The sequence below is a fragment of the Paraburkholderia sp. genome, from assembly GCF_047605525.1.
GTDB lineage: Bacteria > Pseudomonadota > Gammaproteobacteria > Burkholderiales > Burkholderiaceae > Paraburkholderia.
The window spans coordinates 34,414-47,791 of the sequence record NZ_JASGFN010000020.1; the positions used below are offsets into that span (position 1 = coordinate 34,414).

General features: G+C 62.6%; 13 protein-coding genes. 4 read left to right on the plus strand and 9 right to left on the minus strand.

What is annotated here, in order from left to right; translation table 11 throughout:
* Nucleotides 1–117 precede the first annotated feature (117 nt).
* Nucleotides 118–1,149 carry a pca operon transcription factor PcaQ gene (gene pcaQ, locus QM685_RS25780; RefSeq protein WP_415120743.1) on the minus strand — a complete coding sequence of 344 codons (1,032 nt, stop codon included), beginning with the start codon at nucleotides 1,147–1,149 and terminating at the stop codon, nucleotides 118–120.
* Nucleotides 1,150–1,260: 111 nt separating this feature from the next.
* On the opposite strand from pcaQ, the gene pcaH reads away from it, so the two are divergent.
* Together pcaH and pcaG are read left to right on the plus strand one after the other, a co-directional pair.
* A complete protein-coding gene (gene pcaH, locus QM685_RS25785; protein WP_415120745.1) occupies nucleotides 1,261–1,965 on the plus strand; it encodes a protocatechuate 3,4-dioxygenase subunit beta in 705 nt (234 codons plus the stop codon).
* Nucleotides 1,966–1,968: 3 nt separating this feature from the next.
* The gene (gene pcaG / locus QM685_RS25790; RefSeq protein WP_415120747.1) at nucleotides 1,969–2,556 is read left to right on the plus strand and encodes a protocatechuate 3,4-dioxygenase subunit alpha; all 588 of its coding nucleotides are present in this window, start codon (nucleotides 1,969–1,971) and stop codon (nucleotides 2,554–2,556) included.
* A 212-nt stretch (nucleotides 2,557–2,768) separates the two neighbouring features.
* On the opposite strand, the gene QM685_RS25795 is transcribed toward pcaG, so the two are convergent.
* Together QM685_RS25795 and QM685_RS25800 are read right to left on the minus strand one after the other, a co-directional pair.
* Nucleotides 2,769–3,884, minus strand: coding sequence for a serine hydrolase (locus QM685_RS25795; RefSeq protein WP_415120749.1), 1,116 nt, complete (start codon nucleotides 3,882–3,884; stop codon nucleotides 2,769–2,771).
* A 152-nt stretch (nucleotides 3,885–4,036) separates the two neighbouring features.
* Nucleotides 4,037–4,303, minus strand: a complete 267-nt coding sequence (locus QM685_RS25800) for an H-NS family nucleoid-associated regulatory protein (protein WP_415120751.1) — start codon at nucleotides 4,301–4,303, stop codon at nucleotides 4,037–4,039.
* Between the two features lie 478 nt (nucleotides 4,304–4,781).
* On the opposite strand from QM685_RS25800, the gene QM685_RS25805 reads away from it, so the two are divergent.
* Nucleotides 4,782–5,417, plus strand: coding sequence for a LysE family translocator (locus QM685_RS25805; protein WP_415120753.1), 636 nt, complete (start codon nucleotides 4,782–4,784; stop codon nucleotides 5,415–5,417).
* A 73-nt stretch (nucleotides 5,418–5,490) separates the two neighbouring features.
* Here QM685_RS25805 and QM685_RS25810 read toward each other — a convergent pair whose 3' ends face one another.
* Nucleotides 5,491–7,125 carry an acyl-CoA synthetase gene (locus QM685_RS25810; protein ID WP_415120755.1) on the minus strand — a complete coding sequence of 545 codons (1,635 nt, stop codon included), beginning with the start codon at nucleotides 7,123–7,125 and terminating at the stop codon, nucleotides 5,491–5,493.
* 194 nt (nucleotides 7,126–7,319) lie between these two features.
* On the opposite strand from QM685_RS25810, the gene QM685_RS25815 reads away from it, so the two are divergent.
* Nucleotides 7,320–8,060: a Crp/Fnr family transcriptional regulator gene (locus QM685_RS25815; RefSeq protein ID WP_415120757.1), complete on the plus strand. Its 741-nt coding sequence runs from the start codon at nucleotides 7,320–7,322 to the stop codon at nucleotides 8,058–8,060.
* Nucleotides 8,061–8,093: 33 nt separating this feature from the next.
* Here the strand turns inward: QM685_RS25815 and QM685_RS25820 are convergent, their stop codons facing one another.
* The 5 genes from QM685_RS25820 to QM685_RS25840 all read right to left on the minus strand — a co-directional run bounded on the left by QM685_RS25820 (nucleotide 8,094) and on the right by QM685_RS25840 (nucleotide 13,259).
* On the minus strand, nucleotides 8,094–8,462 hold the full coding sequence (locus tag QM685_RS25820) for a transposase (protein WP_415120759.1): 369 nt from the start codon (nucleotides 8,460–8,462) through the stop codon (nucleotides 8,094–8,096).
* Between the two features lie 293 nt (nucleotides 8,463–8,755).
* Nucleotides 8,756–9,898: a porin gene (locus QM685_RS25825; RefSeq protein WP_415120761.1), complete on the minus strand. Its 1,143-nt coding sequence runs from the start codon at nucleotides 9,896–9,898 to the stop codon at nucleotides 8,756–8,758.
* A gap of 898 nt (nucleotides 9,899–10,796) precedes the next feature.
* Nucleotides 10,797–10,970 carry a hypothetical protein gene (locus QM685_RS25830; RefSeq protein ID WP_415120763.1) on the minus strand — a complete coding sequence of 58 codons (174 nt, stop codon included), beginning with the start codon at nucleotides 10,968–10,970 and terminating at the stop codon, nucleotides 10,797–10,799.
* Nucleotides 10,971–11,164: 194 nt separating this feature from the next.
* Nucleotides 11,165–11,365, minus strand: coding sequence for a hypothetical protein (locus QM685_RS25835; protein WP_415120765.1), 201 nt, complete (start codon nucleotides 11,363–11,365; stop codon nucleotides 11,165–11,167).
* Between the two features lie 253 nt (nucleotides 11,366–11,618).
* Nucleotides 11,619–13,259 carry a thiamine pyrophosphate-binding protein gene (locus QM685_RS25840; protein WP_415120767.1) on the minus strand — a complete coding sequence of 547 codons (1,641 nt, stop codon included), beginning with the start codon at nucleotides 13,257–13,259 and terminating at the stop codon, nucleotides 11,619–11,621.
* Nucleotides 13,260–13,378: the final 119 nt, after the last annotated feature.

A 13,378-nucleotide genomic window follows, 5' to 3' on the forward strand; every position in this document is an offset into this window, starting at 1 on the left:
CGCGGCAAACGCGAGCTGCGACGGCTTTCGCACCGTGTTTGTACACCGGGTCGCGGGGCGTTCGCAACCGTCATTTTGTACCGGATGGTTCATATGCCGAATGGCGCGCGGTTCCGGCTAGGTTTCCGCCCGGTTCGGGCCGGCTCGTTGCCCGCGCCTTTTCGCGGCTTTACCCTCGGTTTTAGCGACGCTCTTGCCCGCGTCCTTACCCGACACTGCCGCCATCCTGTCACGCGCGACCTCGCGCACCGCCTCGATAAACGCGCGCCCCACCGCCGACGGCTGCGTGTCCGAACGGCGGATCAGGCCCACCGGTTCGCCGGTGCCGGCGGACGGCAGCGGCACGCGCACCAGCATGCCGTGCGCGAGCTCGTATTCGACCGCGCTCCGCGGCACGAACCACACCGCGCCGTTCTCGAGCGTCAGCGCGCGCCCCGTCGATACCGACAGCACCTCGACGAACGCCGACAACGGCGGCACGCCCCACGCGCCGAGCAGGCTCTCGGCCGACTGGCGGATCAGCGTGCCGAACGGCGGCAACACGATCGGAAACGCCTCGAGCGACGTAGCCGGCAACGCCGCCCCTTGCGCGAGCGGATGCCCGGCCCGCACGACCGCGATCAGCGGCTCGGTAAACAGTTGCTCGAAGCTCAGGCCCACCATCCGCTCCGGGTCCGCGAGACGGCCGATCGCGAATTCGATCGTGCCCGCTTTCAGGCGCTCGAGCAGCTCCGGGTTCGCGCCGGTCGCAAGCCGCACGATCACGCGCGGCCACTGCGCGGCGAACTGCCGGAGCACGGGCGGCACCAGCACCGCCGCGACGGTCGGCAGCACGCCGATTTCGAGCGTCGCCGCGGCCGCGCCTTCCGCGCGCGCGAGCAGATCGACGCCCTGGCGCAGCGCGCTCACGCAGGCGCTCGCATGCGGCATGAAAAGCTGCCCCTCGCGCGTCGGTACCGCGCCGTGACGGCCGCGCTCGAACAGCTTCACGCCGAGAATCGCCTCGAGTTCGGCGACCGTCTTCGATACCGCGGGCTGCGTGATGGACAGACTGTCCGCCGCCCGCTGGACGCTGCCGAACTGGGCGACGGCCAGAAAGCACTGGAGATGACGGAATTTGACGCGGCTATCCGCGAGGCTGCGTTGCATAACAGAAGGTTATACGAAAAGAGCGAAAACGTCATTTTGCATAACCGCTGGCTTTGGATAAAGTGCCTGTCATAACGTCGCACCCCACGATTCCTCCAACGGAGACACTTCATGGAAGATTCTTTCCTCACCAAGCGCGAGTTCGCGTCGCATCCCGAATACATCTATCCCCCGTACGGCTCGTCGGTCAAACGCGGCCCGTCGCGTCCGCTGATTCCGCTGAAGGAAAAGCTGCGCGACCAGCGCGTGCCGGTCTACGGCACCGAAGACCTCGGCGCGCTCGATCACGACCTGACGCGCAACGCGGTGCGCAACGGCGAGCCGCTCGGCGAACGCATCATCGTGACGGGCCGTGTGCTCGACGAAGGCGGCCGCCCGGTGCGCAACACGCTGGTGGAAATCTGGCAGGCCAACGCCGCCGGCCGCTACGTGCACAAGGCCGACCAGCACGACGCGCCGCTCGACCCGAACTTCCTCGGCGCGGGCCGCTGCATCACCGACAACGAAGGCCGCTACCGCTTTCTGACCATCAAGCCGGGCGCGTATCCGTGGGGCAACCATCCGAACGCATGGCGCCCGCAGCACATCCACTTCTCGCTCTTCGGCGATTATTTCGGCTCGCGTCTCGTCACGCAGATGTACTTCCCCGGCGACCCGCTGCTCGCGTTCGACCCGATTTACCAGGGCACGCCGGAGCATGCCCGTGAGCGCATGATCTCGAAGTTCTCGCTCGACATTACGGAAGAAGCCTATGCGCTCGGCTACGATTTCGACATCGTGCTGCGCGGCCCGAACGAAACCCCGATGGAGCGCTAAGCCATGACGACTCTCAAGCAAACGCCTTCGCAAACCGTTGGCCCGTACTTCGCCTACGGTCTTTGCCCGCAGCAATACGATTTCGACTACAAGAGCCTGTTCACGCCCGTGCTGGCCGAGCGCGAAGCGGCCGGCGAGCACATCTCGATCGTCGGCCAGGTGTTCGACGGCAACGGCAAGGTGGTCGGCGACGCAATGCTCGAAATGTCGCAAGTGGACGCGAACGGCCACTATCCGGAATCGCGCGACGACATCGCGAAGACCGGCTTCCGCGGCTTTGCGCGTGTCGGCACGGGCACGGATCCGCACAAGCGCTTTATCGTCGAAACGGTGAAGCCGGGCCGCGCGAATCCCGGCGAGGCACCGCACATCAATGTGATCCTGACGATGCGCGGCATGCTGCTGCACACGTTCACGCGCATCTACTTCGACGACGAAGCGCAGGCGAACGGAAGCGACGCGGTGCTGGCATCGGTGCCGGCCGAGCGCCGCGACACGCTGATCGCGCGTCGCGACCCGCATAACGCGGGTGTGTATCGCTTCGACATTCACATGCAAGGCGAGAAGGAAACGGTGTTTTTCGATCTGTGACGTATGACTATGGTGCGCGGTGGTGAAGCGATTCCGCGAAGCGCTTTTTTCTGAATTTCATATTGCTTTCACATAAACCGCGCATGATCCGTCGAGCGACTGGGTCGCGAAACTCCATGCAGTAAAAGTTGAGCCCGCCTTGCGCGGGCTTTTTTTTGCCCTGCTTTGCCCCCGCTGCTTTTGCCTCTGTCAGCGCGTCCGGCCGAACCCGCCTATTTCAACGAACAGCGCAGCCAGCGGCTGATCCTCACCACGTCGGCGATATGATCGCGCGGACCGGGCGCCCCCAGCACGACGATATCGATCGGGCGGCCATGCACGAGCATCCGCATCACCACGCAATGGCCGGCCTCGTTGATGAAGCCGGTTTTCTGCAGCACGATTGCGCTGTCGCCGGCTCTTACCAGCGCGTCCGAGTTGTGATAGCTGAGGCTCCCGTGGCCGGGCCAGACGACCTGCGAACGGTCGGTCGAATAAGCGCGAATCAACGGATAGCGGCTCGCCGCGGCCACCAGCAGCGACAAATCCCGCGCGGTCGAAACGTTCTGCGGCGACAGGCCCGTACCGTTGACGAAGTGCGTATGCCGCATGCCGAGCGCACGCGCCTTCGCATTCATCGCGGCGACGAAGCCTGGCCGGCCGCCGGCGTAATCGCGGCTGAGCGCGGCGGCGGCCCGGTTCTCCGACGACATCAGCGCGATATGCAGCATGTCGTGACGCGACAGCCTCGAGCCGACGCTCAGGCGCGAACCGGTGAATTTGTCGAAGTCCCGATCCTGCGGCGTGACGTCGAGCGGAGCGTTCAGCGGACGCTTTGCGTCGAGCGACACGACCGCCGTCATCAGCTTGGATATCGACGCGATCGGTAGCACTCTGTCGGCCTGCTTCGCGGTGAGCACCGTCTGCGTCCGTTCGTCGACAACATAGATGGCTTTTGAGCGCAGCAACGCGCGCGATCTGCGTGTATAGCCGCAGCGTGCCAGCAGATGCGGCTGCCGCACCACCCGTGCAGCCTGACGGCCGGATCGGGAGCCGAGCCTCGCGACGTGCATCGGACGCTCTGCATGGGCGACGCGCTTGCGCTTATGAACGGCCCGCCGCCGGGGCTTGGCGGCAGTTCGATGTTTCGCGCTGGACGGATGCTTCGCGGTCGATGCGGCGCGCGCCGGCGAATGCGGTGCTAATGGAAGGGGCGCGGTTTCACGAGCCACGCAGAGCGACCCGCCGACGTTCAGCCACAGCAGGCCGAACAACGCGACATAGCGAACGCACGCAAGGAAACGATGAGCGGGAAATACGGATGCAGAAGTTCGACGACTGTCCGGCATGCAGCTTCCAGTTCTGTGCCGCGCGAATCAGAACGAAGCAGATACGACGCAGGCAACGACCCGCCGATGTTAAGACAGATCGCATATGCGATCAACGGCAAATACGCACGTTTGCCGATCAGCACGCTGCACGAGCACAGCGTGCAATGTGATCAGCAGCGGAAATGGTCGATGCTCTGCCCGGCGTGAATCGCGCGCGCAAGCCACGCGGGTTTATCGCCGTAACCGTCCCACGTATTGCCGAAAGCGTCGCGGTACAGCACCGCGCGCACGGCATTCGCATCGGCCTCGAGCGATTCCGCGAGTGCTTCCATCGTGATGCCGTATTGGTCCATGCGGTGGCGGATCCACGCGATCATGCGCTCGCGCACATTCTCATCGAATTCGAACAGCCGTTGTTGTCCTTCTCGCTCTTTCATAACGTAGGGATGTCGCAGCTCGTGCTGGCGTTAAACAAACGGGGATTTAGCAAAACGACGCGAAGCCGATACGTAATTCAAAGGGAACGGAGGCAATTCGAATGCGTGGCAGCACGCCCGATGCGTAAATACCCGCACCCGGAAAACATGCCTGTTAAATCCTGAATTAAAGCGCCCTGACCAGCCGGGGCGCCGGAATCAAGCCAATTCGCCAGCCGGCAGTTCGAATTGCGCCCGCGTTTCGCCTCGTTGTTCCGAGGGAGAGCTTCAGCGTATGGACGGGCATTCTAGCATTCAATTTCTTTGGTCCGCAGCAACGGATTTTTTCTAATAGCGTTTATTGCGAGGCTTACGGCTTTTTCAGTATTCGTGGCTTCAGCGGCGCAATTGGCGGACAATGCGATGCTCGCCAGAAAGATCTGGTATCGGCCCGTCAAGTCATGTTTCATTGACGGCCGCCCCTCCAGGAGACAAGACAATGCCCGCCTCGACCGCCATCCTCACGATCCTCGCCGCGCTGCTGCTAGGCGCGATGAGTCCCGGACCGAGCTTCGTCATCGTCGCGCGCAACGCGATCGGCCTGTCGCGCGGCGACGGCCTTGCGACGGCGCTCGGCATGGGCATCGGCGGCGTGTTCTTCAGCGGCATCGCGCTGCTCGGCCTCTATACGCTGCTCGCGACGGTCGAATGGCTGTATGTCGGCCTGAAAGTGGCCGGGGGCGTCTACCTGATCTACCTCGCGTCGAAGATCTGGCGCGGTGCCGCGAAACCGCTAGCATTCAAGGCCGAGCAAAGCGGCGCCGGCAACCCGCGCAAATCGTTCTGGATCGGCCTGAGCACGCAGCTCAGCAATCCGAAAACGGCTGTCTATTACGGCAGTATTTTCGCGGCGCTGCTGCCGCAGCATCCGCCGGTGTGGTGCTACTTCGCGCTGCCGCCCGCGATCTTCGCGATTGAAGCGGGCTGGTACACGATCGTCGCGTTGTGCTTTTCGAGCAAGCGTCCGCGTGAAATCTATCTGCGCTGGAAGGCGTGGATCGACCGCATCGCCGCGAGCGCGGTGACCGCGCTCGGCTTGCGGCTGATCCTGAATGCGCACAAGGTAGGGATCTGACGGCGCGTGCGTTCGCGTTTGGTTCACGGGATGCGCAGCCTGCTGAACGACCCGGACGCCGCGCGTGACCGCGTTACCCTTTCCCCTCCGCATTGATCCGCGCCCGCAATTCGAACTTCTGGATCTTCCCCGTCGAAGTCTTCGGCAATTCGCCGAAGCGCACCGCCTTCGGCAATTTATAGCCGGCGAGAAACAGCCGGCAGTGCGCGATGATTTCCTCCTCGGTCGCCCGCGCGCCTTCCTTCAACTCGATGAACGCGCACGGCACCTCGCCCCACTTCGGATCGGCCATCGCGACCACCGCCGCCACCGACACCGCCGGATGCCGGTACAGCGTGTCCTCGACCTCGATGCTCGAGATGTTCTCGCCGCCCGAAATGATGATGTCCTTGCTGCGGTCGCGGATGCGGATATAGCCGTCGGCCGTGCGCACGCCGAGATCGCCGGTATGGAACCAGCCGCCCGCGAAGGCCGCTTCGGTCGCGCGTTCGTTCTTCAGATAGCCCTTCATGCAGATGTTGCCGCGGAACATGATCTCGCCGAGCGTTTCGCCGTCGTCCGGCACCGGCGCGAGCGTGTTCGGATCGAGCACCGCGACCGCCGCCTGCAGGTGATAGCGCACGCCCTGCCGCGCGGTCAGATCGGCGCGGGTGTCGTCGTCGAGCGCGTCCCACGCGTCCTGTTTCGCGCACACGGCCGCCGGCCCGTAGGTTTCGGTCAGCCCGTACACGTGCGTCAGATCGAAGCCGATTTCCTTCATCTTCGCGATCACGGCGGCCGGCGGCGCGGCGCCCGCGACCATCGCCGATACGCGATGCGTGATGCCGTCGCGCCACTGGGCCGGCGCATTCGCGAGCGCGCTCTGCACGATCGGCGCGCCGCAATAGTGCGTGATGCACTCGCGTCGAATCAGCTCGAACACGGTCTTCGCGTCGAATTTGCGCAGGCAGACGTTCACGCCCGCGCGCGCGGCGACGGTCCACGGAAAGCACCAGCCATTGCAGTGGAACATCGGCAGCGTCCACAGATAGACCGCATGCTTCGGCATGTCCCATTCGAGGATATTGCTGAGCGCATTCAGATATGCGCCGCGGTGATGATAGACGACACCCTTCGGATCGCCGGTCGTACCCGACGTGTAGTTGAGCGCGATCGCATCCCATTCGTCGGCGGGCTGCGTCCATTCGAAAGCGGGGTCGCCGCTTTGCAGGAACTGCTCGTAGTCGGTCGCGCGGATGAATTGCGCGGCGTCGGCGGGCAGCGCGTCGGCCACGCTGATGATGCGCAGGTCGGGAAATTCGAGCGCCGCGCGATGCGCGAATTCGCCGTATTCGGTATCGACGATCAGCGCCTTCGCCTCGCCGTGGCGCAGCATGAACAGCAGCGATGCGACGTCGAGTCGGGTATTGAGCGTGTTGAGCACGGCGCCGGCCATCGGCACGCCGAAGTGCGCTTCGACCATCGGCGGGATGTTGGGCAGCAATGCGGCGACCGTATCGCCACGCCCGATGCCGGCCTGGCGCAGCGCGCTCGCGAGCCGCCGGGCGCGTTCGTCGGTCTCGCGCCAGGTGCGGCGAATCTCCCCGTGGACGACCGCGAGCCGCTCGCCATACACTTGCGCTGCGCGCACGAGGAAGTCGATCGGCGTCAACGGGACGTAGTTGGCCTCGCGCCGCTCGAGACCTTCGTCGAACATATGCTGTGTCATTGCATCGTCTCCTGGGGCGCGGGCCGCGCCGATGATTGTTCTGACTGGAAGCCGTTCTGATGGAAAGCCTAGCAATTGTCATCGCGAACTGTCTGTCATTCAAATGACAGAGTAAGGCGCATCCAGGATCCGGACCAGAGCCGAAGCGGCCCGGCCGGAACCGCTCCCCAATCGCCGCTTATCGCCTATCGCTTATGAACGACGCCCCCTCCATCGCCCGCGCCGACAGCCGCCCGCCCCAGCGCGTCGCGCCCGCCGGGCTCGCGCGGCTCTTCGCGGCCTGCGCGTGGTTTCGCGCGCTCGCCGCGGAGCACCAGGCGCTCGTGCTCGCCAGCGCGCACGCGGAGCATCTGGAAGGCGGGGCGTGGATCGCGCGCCGCAATGAACCGTCTGATTATTGGATCGGCGTGCATACCGGGCTCATCAAGCTCGCCATCTATAACGCGTCGGGCCGCAGTTGCACGCTGTCGGGCGTGCCGCCGGGCGGGTGGTTCGGCGAAGGCAGCGTGATCAAGCGCGAACTGCGCAAATACGACGTGGCGGCGATCCAGCCGTCGCTCGTGATGTTCGTGCCGTCCGCGACCTTCCATGCGCTGCTCGAATCGAGCCTGCCGTTCACGGGCTTCGTGATCCGGCAACTGAACAACCGGATGGGTGAATTCATCGCGTCGATCCAGAACAGCCGGCTGCTCGACGTGGACGCGCGCGTCGCGCAGTCGCTCGCGCAATTGTTCAACCCGGACCTCTATCCGGACACGGGCCGCACGTTCACGATTTCACAGGAAGAAGTCGGCCTGCTCGCCGGCGTGTCGCGCCAGCGGATCAATCAGGCGCTGCAAAACCTCGAAAGGCTGCGGATTCTGCGTCTGTCGTATAACCAGATCGACGTGCTCGATCTCGAGCGTCTATGCGCGTTCGGGCGCGAACAGATCTAGTGGGATGCGCCACATGCGGCGAATCCGTGTTCCTCAGGTCTCGGCGACCTGGCCGGCGCGCACGCCGCCCCTGCGCGTCGTGCGCATTTCGAGCGCCGCGTCGGTCTTGAACAGCGTGAACATGATCTCGGTCAGCACGCCCGACTTTTTCCAGCGCAGATAGTAGCGATGCGCAGTCTGATACGGCACGTAGTGATCGGGCATCGCGCTCCACGGCGCACGCGTGCGCAGCACCCACATCACACTGTCGAGCACGCGGCGAAGATCGATCGGCGGACGGCCGCGACGCGGTCCGTCGTTCAGTGTTTCGGGCAGCAGCGGCGCGACACGTTGCCATTGCTCATCGGTTAACTCCTGAACGACCGGCCATGTCGCGGCGGATTCGGAAGAAAGAGTATTCATGCATCAAAGCGCGCACGCGCCAAACGCGTGCTGGTGTCGCCGTATAAATGGTGTCCATACAACAATTATTCGAGACTACTCGAAGCGAGCTTGGGTAAAGGTCAATTCTTGTCAACGAAGCAATGACCAATTGTCAAAGACCGCAATACGTTGCCGCGCCGAAGTGTGGGAGGCGCAGCATGGACCGTGATCCATCCATCATCGGCACGCCGAGCGCCGGCCGGTTTGCCGCGAGCATAAAAAAAGGTGCCGCGAACGGCACCTTCTGGTACTACAGGAGCTTCTGCTGAAGCTTAGAAGCGGTGACGCAGACCGACCGTAGCCGCCGTCTGGTTCTTCGACGACGAGGTCGGGATCGAGTTGTCGCCGCTGTAGATCGAAGCCACGCCGCCGTCGCCCATGGCGTGCTGGTACACAGCCTGAGCGTAGACGTCCGTGCGACGCGACAGCGAGTAGTCAGCCTGCAGGCCGATCTGGTGGTAACGGGTCTTCATGTCGTTGCCGTCGCCATTGATGCCGTAGCCGCGTGCGTCGGTGAACGTGTACGCAACGCCCAGGCCGAAAGCCGGGGTCACGTTGTACTTGCCGTTGATTTCATAGTTGTTGGTGTGGCCTTGACGCTGACCCGGTGCCGCGCCGACCAGGTTGTCGACGCGCGATTGCGTCCATGCCACGCCGACCAGTGCCGGACCGAAGCCGTACGAAGCCGCCGCGCCGAACTGACGCTGACGGAAGTCGCCGGTCAGAACGCCCGAGGTGTTCGCCAGAACGCCGTCCGACGCGCCGCTTGTGTTAGCAGCCGGGTTGTTCTGCTGTGCATAGGCAGCACCGACGTGCAGGCCTTGCCACTGGTATGCGGCGCCCACGCTGTACTGGCGGTTGTTTGCGAATGCGCCAGCCTGGTTCGAGAAGCCGTACGTGCCGCCGAACGTGAAGCCAGCGTAGTTAGCGCTCGAGTACTTGATCGAGTTGTTGACCGACAGACCGCCGTTGGTGTTCAGGTTGTCGTTGTTGAACGGGTGCGCGAAGTACGTGCCGCCCCAGCTACCCGTCGCGGTCAGCGGTGCGAGATAGTCCTGCACTGCGTCGTACTGGCGACCCAGCGTGACCGTACCGAATTGCTCGCTCGACAGACCGACGAACGCCTGACGGTTGAACATGCCGTTGTTGTTAGCGAACTTGCCGTTGTTGATGTTGAAGCCGCTTTCCAACGTGAAGATTGCCTTCAGGCCGCCGCCCAGGTCTTCCGAACCACGCAGGCCGAACATGCTCTGGTTGATGCCGCCGCTGCCTGCTGCCCACTTGGAGTTGTGGTCAACGTTGCTCGTGTACGTCAGGCCCGCGTCCAACAGACCATACAGGGTCACGCTGCTTTGTGCGTGAGCGACCGAAGCGAACGATGCGGCAGCCGCGACGACGATGAGACTCTTTTTCATGGGAACTCCAATTCGAAAAATTTATACGGGGAGCGGAACCTGCCTCCGCAGCGGATGCACCGCATCTGCCGCCGCCCCGCTGGCCGAACCGGGCGGATCAGCGGGACACCCTTGAAACGAAGCGTGAGTGTAGGGGGACACCCTAGTAGCAGCGCCGACAAATCACACAACAGGATTTTTCGAATTCCGCAACAATCTTCGGCAGGAATGACCTAAGTGATTGTTTTTCCATCATTTATTGCAAAATCAACGCAAGGCGCGATGATCCCATTCAAATGAAATTTGCAATCTTTCAATATTCAAAGTTGTGCGTTTGCAACATCAATTTAATACGGGTGATGTAATCGGGTCGGAACAATTAAGGAATAAATTACGGTTATTTTTGTAATGGGACGATTGAAAGCAATGCTTTCGGTGCCGACTGGAATTTAGTTCCGACATGCGGGGAACTTAATGGAGTCGACGCTGTCATTTCCGCGCACCCCATTCGGTGAATGGGCTTTCTATAGCGTGATTAACTCTTTTCACCATTACGCTGATTATTCTGCGAAATTGCTATTTATCAGATTCACTCGATAACCCGGTCAGCCTCACAGCTCAAGGCTCTCCGTCTGCAATACCTGAAACTACCGTCGATAAAAAATCCGCCTCGATGGCGGCGTTCCGGATTCTCACTTCAGCTTGCGTACTCGCCGGCGCTTTTATGAGATGCCTGTGCATCGCGAAGAAGCCTTCAGCACGGGCGTTGTCCGGAGGTGAATTGCGGCGCCGGCCGCCGCGTGACAAAACCCGTGCTGAAAGCGGCAGGCAAATATCAATAAGCCTGCCGTATTCATTTAACGGCCCGGTTGTCCTCTTTTTTCACACCGGAGTTTCCCTGATTCCGCCAGATTCCAGCTTATGAACTCTGCCGGGAGCGCCTGAGCGCCTCCTCGTCCTCCGGAGAGGCGCCGGGTGCGAGCGGGTCGGTTTCGGGCGGCGTATCCGGCAATGGCCGAGGCTGCTCGTCGGGTTCGTCGAGCGGCTGGTTGGCGGGGTCGGCGACGGGGTCGATGGTCGGATCGGTTTGCATGGCGGGTGTCCAGATGAACGGGAAGGTCTCCCATCGCCGGATGCGCGCAACAGCTATTCCCGATTGCCGATCGGCCAGCGCCTGTTCATGCTAATAACGGGTTTGCGCCAGCATGCGCGCAACGGCTCAACTCCCGCCGTCATCGCATGTAGAAATTGCGCCGCCTCGAAACGAAATTTTCAACGCCCGACGTCTCAATGACGATCGAGCCTCGTTGCCTCGTCGGACGATACCGTCAGAAACGGCTCCAGCCCGAACAGCCACGCAAAGCAGAACGCAACTCGCGTCAGCGCTCGTGCCGGACGTCGCCGCACATTTTCGCCGGCGTCATCGAGAAGCGCCCCCGGCAGTGGTTGAGGCTGGGCAAATTCGGCAGCGGTGCGGTCGGATCGCATGATGGTTCTCGTTATTGATATGGTGTGGAGGCCGACCTGTTGCAAACGACATGCCACTCTCGCGGCACGGAATTCGTACCGTTTGGAAACGAGACTATCGCCATGGCAGATCCCGCTCTGTGCGCTGGGCCGCCAAACAGCGTGCTAAACAGCACGCCGGACAGAAAGGGGAAAGCGCACATGAGCGCAGAGCCGCCGACCTCGGCGGCGTACGCGGAATGAAGCCCGCGCAATGCGGCGAGCGAGAAGCGGCTTACAAGACGCGGCGCTTGAAAGACGGAGCCGCCACACCTTCGATCATGACGTTCACGCATGCCGGCAGCTTCGAACCCTGTGCCTGCGTGACCGCGTCTCTCATATCTTCGGCATGTTCGACGACAGCACCCCATCCACCAAAAGCCTCGCTCACACGATCGTAGCGTGTGGGCAGCAGCTCGCAGCCGTTCAGCCGCTCGGGGCCATAACATCGCAACTGGATCTGATACTCGGCGTTCCAGCGCGCATCGTTGCCAACCAAGGCGACAAAGGGCAACCCGTAACGCACGGCGGTATCCATTTCAGCCGCGTGAAACCCGAAAGTGCCATCCCCCATCACGGCAACGACTGGCGCGTCCGGGTACGCAATGCGCGCGGCCAGCGCGAACGGAAGCGCGGCGCCAATCGCCCCTGCAACCCCGTTGATGACACGATTGGGCGCATGCAGGCAAGCTTGCGCCCATTGCCCGAACTCGCCGCCATCGGAGATGAAAACGGCATCGGGATGGCTGTCCAGCAGAGTCTGGAACGGCGCGAGTGCCTGAACAGGATGAATACGCTTTTCCAGCGACGATGACGCTGTACTCCATTGTTCGGGCCGCCATGTAATCGCGTCCTGCACGTCACGCGCCCATCGTTCGTCGGCCGTCCGGGCGTCGCCGCGAATCGCGGCCAGCATTTCGAGCGCAGGGAAACTATCCGCGACAGCCGTTCCGATCAGGCGCTCCCCCACGGCGCGACGCGTGCGCGCAATCTCCTGAGGCTCCGGATCGATTTGCAGAAACGTGCAGCTCGGCGAAAACGCGGGCGATCTTCCGAATGCCAGCGTGAAATCCATCCGCTTGCCAAGCAGCATCACGCGGTCAGCCTGCGCGAGGACTTCAGCGAAAGCCCCGAGACTCGGATCGTTGATTCCCCGCGGACTCTCCATTGCAATGACCGGCACGCCAAGTGCCGCCGCGAGCGTGTCGATCCGCTCGCGGCCGGCGCGGGTCATGCACGCCGGACCCACCAGGATCAGCGGACGCGATGCGCCGGCGAGGCTCGCGGCCAGGCGCTTTGCCGTTGTAGCGTCAAGCAGTTGCCTGAACGGCAAAAAGCGGTCGGCATTCACTTCTTCGGGCATCAGAGATGCGCCTTCCAATACGTCGGTCGGAAGGCTCAAATGAACGGGCCCGGGCCGTCCGGACTGGGCGACGCGCATTGCCTCGACAACCTCATCGGCCAGAGCATGGGGATGCCGTGCCGTGGCCGCCATCTTGACCAATGGCGCCGCGACATCCGCCTGACGCATTTCCTGGAAAGCGCCCATGCCCAACTGATCGTGGGGAGCATGCCCGGAGAGAAGCAGCACCGGCGATTCCGCCATCTGAGCCGTATAGAGCGCCGAAACCGCGTTCGCGTGACCGGGACCACCGGTCACCAGCGCGACGCCGACCTTACCCGTCAACCGTGCATAGGCGTCTGCCATATGCACTGCCGCTGCCTCATGGCGCGTGTGGAACAACTCGATTCCCGCGCCAATGCAAGCGTCGAACACCGGCATGATGTGGTTGCCCGACAGAGTGAAGACATGCTTCACCCCTGCCTTCGACAACGTCTTTACCAGCGTGTCGGCGCCGCGGCTTGCAATCGACATTGCGATCTCTCCTGTTCAGAACGTTTTGATTTCCGCATTTCATTGATCGAATTGATTATTCGCGTCATCCATCACGGTGAAAAGTCAGTAATTCTTGAAGTCAACAAAAGATTCTCTTC

Coding starts and splice junctions, on each gene's coding strand:
- QM685_RS25795 (WP_415120749.1), bottom strand. CDS start 3,884: ATGCCGGACAGTCGTCGAACTTCTGCATCCGTATTTCCCGCTCATCGT.
- QM685_RS25820 (WP_415120759.1), bottom strand. CDS start 8,462: ATGAATACTCTTTCTTCCGAATCCGCCGCGACATGGCCGGTCGTTCAG.
- pcaG (WP_415120747.1), top strand. CDS start 1,969: ATGACGACTCTCAAGCAAACGCCTTCGCAAACCGTTGGCCCGTACTTC.
- QM685_RS25825 (WP_415120761.1), bottom strand. CDS start 9,898: ATGAAAAAGAGTCTCATCGTCGTCGCGGCTGCCGCATCGTTCGCTTCG.
- QM685_RS25835 (WP_415120765.1), bottom strand. CDS start 11,365: ATGCGATCCGACCGCACCGCTGCCGAATTTGCCCAGCCTCAACCACTG.
- QM685_RS25805 (WP_415120753.1), top strand. CDS start 4,782: ATGCCCGCCTCGACCGCCATCCTCACGATCCTCGCCGCGCTGCTGCTA.
- QM685_RS25815 (WP_415120757.1), top strand. CDS start 7,320: ATGAACGACGCCCCCTCCATCGCCCGCGCCGACAGCCGCCCGCCCCAG.
- QM685_RS25810 (WP_415120755.1), bottom strand. CDS start 7,125: ATGACACAGCATATGTTCGACGAAGGTCTCGAGCGGCGCGAGGCCAAC.
- QM685_RS25840 (WP_415120767.1), bottom strand. CDS start 13,259: ATGTCGATTGCAAGCCGCGGCGCCGACACGCTGGTAAAGACGTTGTCG.
- pcaH (WP_415120745.1), top strand. CDS start 1,261: ATGGAAGATTCTTTCCTCACCAAGCGCGAGTTCGCGTCGCATCCCGAA.
- QM685_RS25830 (WP_415120763.1), bottom strand. CDS start 10,970: ATGCAAACCGATCCGACCATCGACCCCGTCGCCGACCCCGCCAACCAG.
- pcaQ (WP_415120743.1), bottom strand. CDS start 1,149: ATGCAACGCAGCCTCGCGGATAGCCGCGTCAAATTCCGTCATCTCCAG.
- QM685_RS25800 (WP_415120751.1), bottom strand. CDS start 4,303: ATGAAAGAGCGAGAAGGACAACAACGGCTGTTCGAATTCGATGAGAAT.